Raw genomic sequence first — 6585 nt, 5'->3', positions numbered from 1 at the left:
CTTTGTTCAAGATGCTATTGCATCGGGAGGTTATCATGTTGGCGGGACATTAACTATGAAATTAGAGCCTACAAAAGAAACAGATACAAACCTTCTTGGTTGCCCTAAAGGTTGGCAGAAAATACATGTAATTGACAGTAGCATATTTCCATCACTACCAGGAACGAATCTAACCGAACTTCTATAGCCAGGCTCCTGCCCTTCCGCGATCAGATTCCAGGTTTTACCACCGTCTTTCGTGATCGCTTTGTTTCCGTTATTCTCTTTTGATTTGGTATAATCTCCACCAATGATGAATCCAATTTCAGAATTAAAAAAGTCAACACTATAACCTCCTGAAGTGGCAGTTCCCTGAACAAGTGGGGTATCAAAAATCTTCCAGTTCTTCCCCTTATCTGGAGAATACAAAATTCTCGATTTCATCCCGCCTGTAAGGATCCAGGTTTCATCCTTATAAATTGCAATATTTGAATTACTGGCTGCAAAAGCTGCTTCACCATCGGCAGTTGCAGGTAGTTGCTCACAGTCAAGTTTTTTCCAGTTTTTTCCGGCATCTCTCGTGATTATAATAGAAATACAGCCATCAGTAGGATCGCCCATCGCAATTCCTTCTGTATCATTCCAGAAAGTCATGGAATCATAAAAAGCCTTCTCATCATCTTCTTTATAGACCAGTTCTAACTGGCCATTATTCCCAGTTTTGTATAACAACGCCGGACTTCCTACCCCAAGCATAAAGAAGTCGTTCGAAGTGCTTGCGATGGCTCGAAACTCGGGATAAATACTATCATAAGCCTGAGTATTCGTCTTCCAGGTTTTGGTCGTAGCATTATACAAACCATAAGTCCCTTTATTCGCTGCGAAGGCCAGGTTCTCACCAATCACCTGTATCGCCCTGATGCTCAATGAATCATCTTCAAGTATATTTTCGATATGAACCTCACTAAACTTTTCACGTTTACTTGTAGAGGCTGAATCATCAGCTTCAGACTCATTATTATTTTTGCAACCTGCAGTAAGGACCAATAGAAGTAGTACCAGTTTTTTCATAAAATAGATTTGATTCAAATATAGATTTTTCCGAATCAAAAAAACGTAACTTTGCCGGCTTAAAGAAGAATTATGCGCCTACACAGAAATCTCGTTTTTGCAACTATAGATGCTCTTGCTGAAATTTTCAACGATGGAAAATATGCCGACAAGGTAATTGAAAAGACGCTGAAGCGTGATAAAAGATGGGGATCAAGAGATCGCAGTTTTATTGCTGAAACCACGTACGATATAGTTCGGTGGAAAAGATTATATGCTGAAATTGCTGAGGTAAAAGAACCATTTTCCAGAGAGGACCTGTTTAGGATCTTCGCTGTATGGTGTGTACTTAGAGGCGTTAAGATCCCGGAATGGCCACAGTTTGAAGGTACTCCGGTAAGACGGATCAAAGGTAAATTTGACGAACTAAGCAGAACTCGAAAATTCAGAGAATCTGTACCAGACTGGTTGGATGAACTTGGTGTTAAGGAATTAGGTGAAAAGATATGGACGCAGGAATTAAGCGCTTTAAATACACAGGCACCGGTAGTTTTAAGAGCCAATAGCTTAAAAACTGATCCTGATAAACTGGCTGGTATTCTACTGGAAGAAGGTATTGAAACTAATAAAGTCAGAAATTACCCTGAGGCACTGGAGCTCAAAGAGCGCTCTAACGTTTTTAGAACGAAAGCCTTCCAGGATGGCCTTTTCGAAGTTCAGGATGCAAATTCTCAAAGAGTGGCAGAATTTCTTGACGTACAACCAGGAATGAGAGTTGTAGATACCTGCGCAGGCGCAGGTGGAAAAACCCTTCACCTGGCTGCACTTATGGAGAATAAAGGCCAGATCATTGCGCTGGATATTTATGGAAATAAATTGAAGGAATTAAAACGACGCGCTAAACGTGCCGGCGCTCATAACGTGGAAACCAGAAATATTGAGACCACGAAAGTGATCAAAAAATTATATAATTCGGCAGACAGGGTTTTAATCGATGCTCCATGTAGCGGACTCGGAGTTCTTAGTAGAAATCCAGATGCGAAATGGAAATTACAACCAGAGTTTCTGGAAAAGATCAACAAAACTCAGGCTGAGATCCTTCAGCAATATTCCAGGATCTTGAAAAAAGGTGGAAAAATGGTGTATGCAACCTGTTCCATCCTTCCTTCAGAAAATGATAAACAGGTTCAGAAGTTTCTAAAAACAGATGAAGGTAAAGAATTCCGTTTGCTAAGAGAAAAGAAGATTCTATCCAGTGAAAGTGGCTATGATGGATTCTATATGGCGCTACTGGAAAAACAGACCTAGAAATAGGAATACTTCCGAAGCATTAAAATTTGTCCTTTTATAGATATGATATTGACAAGTTTTAATTTCATGAATTGAAGGCAAAAAAGTAAATTTGTGTCCTGTTCAAAACAACACAAACACAACTTACATGATCCTTTTCTTCGGAAATCAAACTACCAAGGTTTTTGCGGTTGAAACGCATTCCAACCTTTCTGCACAGTCTATTTCAAAACTAAACTGGCTTTTTGGAAATACTCTTCAAATAAATAAATCTGCTCTGGCAGATTTTTTTGTTGGTCCACGTGCCGCAATGATCACTCCCTGGAGTACGAATGCTGTCGAGATCACTCAGAACATGGGAATTACCGGAATCATTAGAATCGAGGAATTTCTGAAAGTTGACGAACATTTTTCTGATTTTGATCCAATGTTATCTCAGAAATACAAGCAACTCGATCAGGAGATCTTTGATATTCATGTTGAGCCTAAGCCAATTATAGAAATCGATGATATCGCAGCCTATAATAAACAGGAAGGTTTAGCATTAAATGCTGAAGAAGTTAAATATCTGGAGGATCTTTCAGTAAAACTGGATCGAAAACTTACAGATTCCGAAGTTTTTGGTTTTTCCCAGGTGAACTCAGAACATTGCAGACACAAGATCTTTAATGGAACTTTTGTTATTGATGGCGAGGAAAAACCAGTATCTCTATTTAAACTGATAAGAAAAACTTCCGAAGAGAACCCAAACGAGATCGTTTCAGCATATAAGGATAACGTCGCGTTTATAAATGGACCTGTTGTTGAACAGTTTGCTCCCAAAGCTCCCGATGTTCCGGAATATTATGAAATAAAGGACTTCGAATCTGTCATTTCCATAAAAGCTGAAACTCATAATTTTCCAACGACTGTGGAACCATTCAACGGAGCCGCGACTGGTAGTGGTGGAGAAATCAGGGACAGGCTTGCTGGTGGTAAAGGTTCACTTCCTTTGGCAGGAACTTCAGTCTATATGACCTCGTATTCCAGACTGGAAGAAGATCGACCATGGGAAAATGGAATGAAAAAACGTGAATGGTTGTACCAGACACCAATGGACATATTGATAAAAGCATCTAATGGAGCTTCAGATTTTGGTAACAAATTTGGTCAGCCACTAATATCAGGATCTGTACTTACCTTCGAACATAGCGAACACGAGCGCTCCCTGGGTTACGATAAAGTGATCATGCTCGCCGGTGGTATTGGCTACGGAAAAAAGGACCAGGCATTAAAGGATATTCCTGAAGAAAATGACAGGATCGTCGTTCTTGGTGGAGAAAACTATAGAATTGGAATGGGTGGCGCTGCTGTTTCCTCAGCAGATACTGGTGCATTTAGCAGTGGTATAGAATTGAATGCCATCCAGCGTTCCAATCCGGAAATGCAAAAGAGAGCTGCAAATGCCGTTCGTGGAATGGTAGAAAGCGAACACAACCCCATTGTTTCTATCCATGATCATGGCGCCGGTGGTCACTTGAACTGTTTAAGTGAGCTGGTAGAAGAAAAAGGTGGAAAGATAGACCTTGATAGTTTACCTGTTGGAGATCCAACCCTTTCTGCTAAGGAGATTATTGGAAATGAATCCCAGGAAAGAATGGGACTGGTCATTGGCGAGAAAGATCTCGATACTTTGAGAAGAGTCGCAGATCGTGAACGTTCTCCAATGTATGAAGTTGGAAACGTAACCGGTGATTATAGATTCACCTTTAAAGGCATGAAATCTGGCGATAAACCAATGGATCTTGCTCTGGCAGATATGTTTGGAAGCTCTCCTAAAACGATCATGGAAGACAGAACGATTACTCGCAATTATGAAAAACTCAATTATCAACAGGAGAAAATTCACGAGTATTTACAACAAGTTTTGCAACTAGAAGCTGTCGCCTGTAAAGACTGGCTTACTAATAAAGTGGATCGTTGTGTTTCTGGGCGCGTTGCTAAACAGCAAACTGCAGGACCTTTACAGTTGCCTTTAAACAATTGCGGAGTGATGGCATTGGATTACAAAGGCAAGGAAGGAGTTGCAACCTCCATTGGACACTCCCCTATTTCTGCATTGATTGACCCTGTAGCTGGCTCCCGTAATTCTATTGCAGAGGCCTTGTCAAATATCATCTGGGCTCCTTTAGAAAAAGGACTTAAATCTATATCACTTTCCGCGAACTGGATGTGGCCCTGTAATAACGAAGGTGAAGACGCAAGACTTTATGAAGCAGTAAAAGGAATTTCAGATTTTGCAATTTCTCTGGGGATCAATGTACCAACCGGAAAGGATTCGCTTTCCATGAAACAGAAATACAAAGATGGCGATGTTCTTTCACCAGGGACGGTGATAATTTCTGCTGCAGGGCATTGCGACAATATTAAAGCGGTTGTAGAACCGGTATTAAAGAAAAACTCAGGAAGTATTTATTATATCAATCTTTCCGGAGATGATTATAAACTGGGAGGCTCTACTTTCGCCCAGATTCTTAATAAAGTTGGCGATGAAGCTCCTACTGTAAAGAACGATGAGCGTTTCAGTAATATCTTCAACGCCATGCAATCCATGATCAAGAGCGATATGATCGCAGCTGGTCACGATGTAGCATCTGGCGGATTGATCACTACTTTGCTAGAAATGTGTTTTGCCGATGTCAATTTAGGTGCAAATCTTGACCTGAGTGCACTAGGCGAAAAAGATATCATTAAGTTATTCTTTAATGAAAGCTGCGGAATAGTATTCCAGGCTAAAGATGATGCTGCGGAAACTTTTATGAAAGAACTTGAAATAGACTATCATAAGATTGGAACTGCGACTGAAGGTACAGCGCTAAATATTAAAGTTGATGATGATACTTTCCATTTTCATATTGCCGAATTAAGAGACACCTGGTACAAAACCAGTTTTTTACTGGATGAACGTCAAAGCGGGATAGATAAAGCAACTGAGCGATACAACAACTATAAGAGGCAACCACTCGAATTTAAATTTCCAGAACATTTTACTGGAAAATTACCTGAACTGGATGCTAAGAAACCGCGAATAAAAGCCGCGATCATTCGTGAAAAAGGTTCTAATTCTGAAAGGGAAATGGCCCGGGCGATGTACCTCGCAGGTTTTGACGTGAAAGATGTGCACATGACCGACCTGATCTCCGGAAGAGAAAACCTTGAAGACATACATTTCATTGCAGCTGTTGGAGGATTCTCAAATTCAGATGTTCTTGGTAGTGCAAAAGGATGGGCTGGAGCCTTCTTATATAATGAAAAGGCAAAGGCTGCACTGGAAAATTTCTTTAAGAGAGAAGATACATTAAGTCTTGGAGTTTGTAACGGATGTCAGCTGTTTGTTGAGCTAGGCCTTATTAATGAGGAACATGAGCAAAAACCGAAGATGCTTCATAATGAATCGCAGAAATTTGAGTGTAATTTTACTTCCGTAGAGATTCCGCCCAACAACTCTGTTATGCTTTCCACTTTATCGGGAAGTACGTTAGGAATATGGGCAGCACATGGTGAAGGTAAATTCAGTTTCCCATATGAGGAAAACCGCTATAACATCGTGGGAAAATATGCTTATGAAGGCTACCCGGCGAATCCAAACGGCTCACATTATAACGCAGCAGCACTTACAGATGCCAGCGGCAGGCACCTGGTTATGATGCCTCACATGGAACGATCTACGTTCCAATGGAACTGGGCAAATTATCCAGATGGACGCGAAGATGAAGTGTCACCTTGGCTGGAAGGCTTTGTAAATGCCAGAAAATGGCTGGAGAAATAGAGTATAAAAAGGAACCATTCGGTTCCTTTTTTGTTTTCAAACCGGTAGCACAAATCTATATAGTTGTGTTTTTTCCCATAATATAAGATCCATAAAATTCCTTGAGACTATAAATTTAGTAGCGAGAAATGCATTATTCTGGTAGAGATTGAATCCACAAGTGCGCTGATAAATTTGAAAAGTCATCAACAATTCTAATTGAACTGAAATGTCAATTTTTTTTTGATTAGAAAAGTGTTTAGATTTCAGCGGAAAAAAATCATATGAAAAAGCTGAATTTAGATTGATACTGAAGAGTTTAAGGAATAATTAACAGTTTTTATAGATAGTATTTATAGGTCACATTTTAGTAAATACGCAAACAATAAGATTTTTTTTTATCATATTTGATTTGAATGAGCTTTGAAAATTGCTATTTTGCAAGGTATATCTAAAATCTTTCCTTTTCATGAACGACA

At 39.8% G+C, this 6585-nt stretch carries 3 protein-coding genes; 2 read left to right on the top strand and 1 reads right to left on the bottom strand.

Going from position 1 to position 6585, the window contains the following annotated elements:
- Positions 1-33: 33 nt before the first annotated feature.
- Positions 34-1050 carry an oxidoreductase gene (locus tag QZ620_RS12985; RefSeq protein WP_295182404.1) on the bottom strand — a complete coding sequence of 339 codons (1017 nt, stop codon included), beginning with the start codon at positions 1048-1050 and terminating at the stop codon, positions 34-36.
- Between the two features lie 72 nt (positions 1051-1122).
- On the opposite strand from QZ620_RS12985, the gene QZ620_RS12980 reads away from it, so the two are divergent.
- Together QZ620_RS12980 and purL are read left to right on the top strand one after the other, a co-directional pair.
- Positions 1123-2337 carry an RsmB/NOP family class I SAM-dependent RNA methyltransferase gene (locus tag QZ620_RS12980; RefSeq protein WP_295182402.1) on the top strand — a complete coding sequence of 405 codons (1215 nt, stop codon included), beginning with the start codon at positions 1123-1125 and terminating at the stop codon, positions 2335-2337.
- Between the two features lie 130 nt (positions 2338-2467).
- Complete coding sequence (gene purL, locus QZ620_RS12975; protein ID WP_295182399.1) at positions 2468-6127, top strand: phosphoribosylformylglycinamidine synthase; 3660 nt, start codon at positions 2468-2470, stop codon at positions 6125-6127.
- The last annotated feature ends 458 nt before the right edge of the window (positions 6128-6585 follow it).

Origin of the sequence: uncultured Christiangramia sp. (genome assembly GCF_913046405.1) — a bacterium.
Taxonomy (GTDB): domain Bacteria; phylum Bacteroidota; class Bacteroidia; order Flavobacteriales; family Flavobacteriaceae; genus Christiangramia; species Christiangramia marina.
This window is presented reverse-complemented; position numbering and strand designations above follow the sequence as displayed.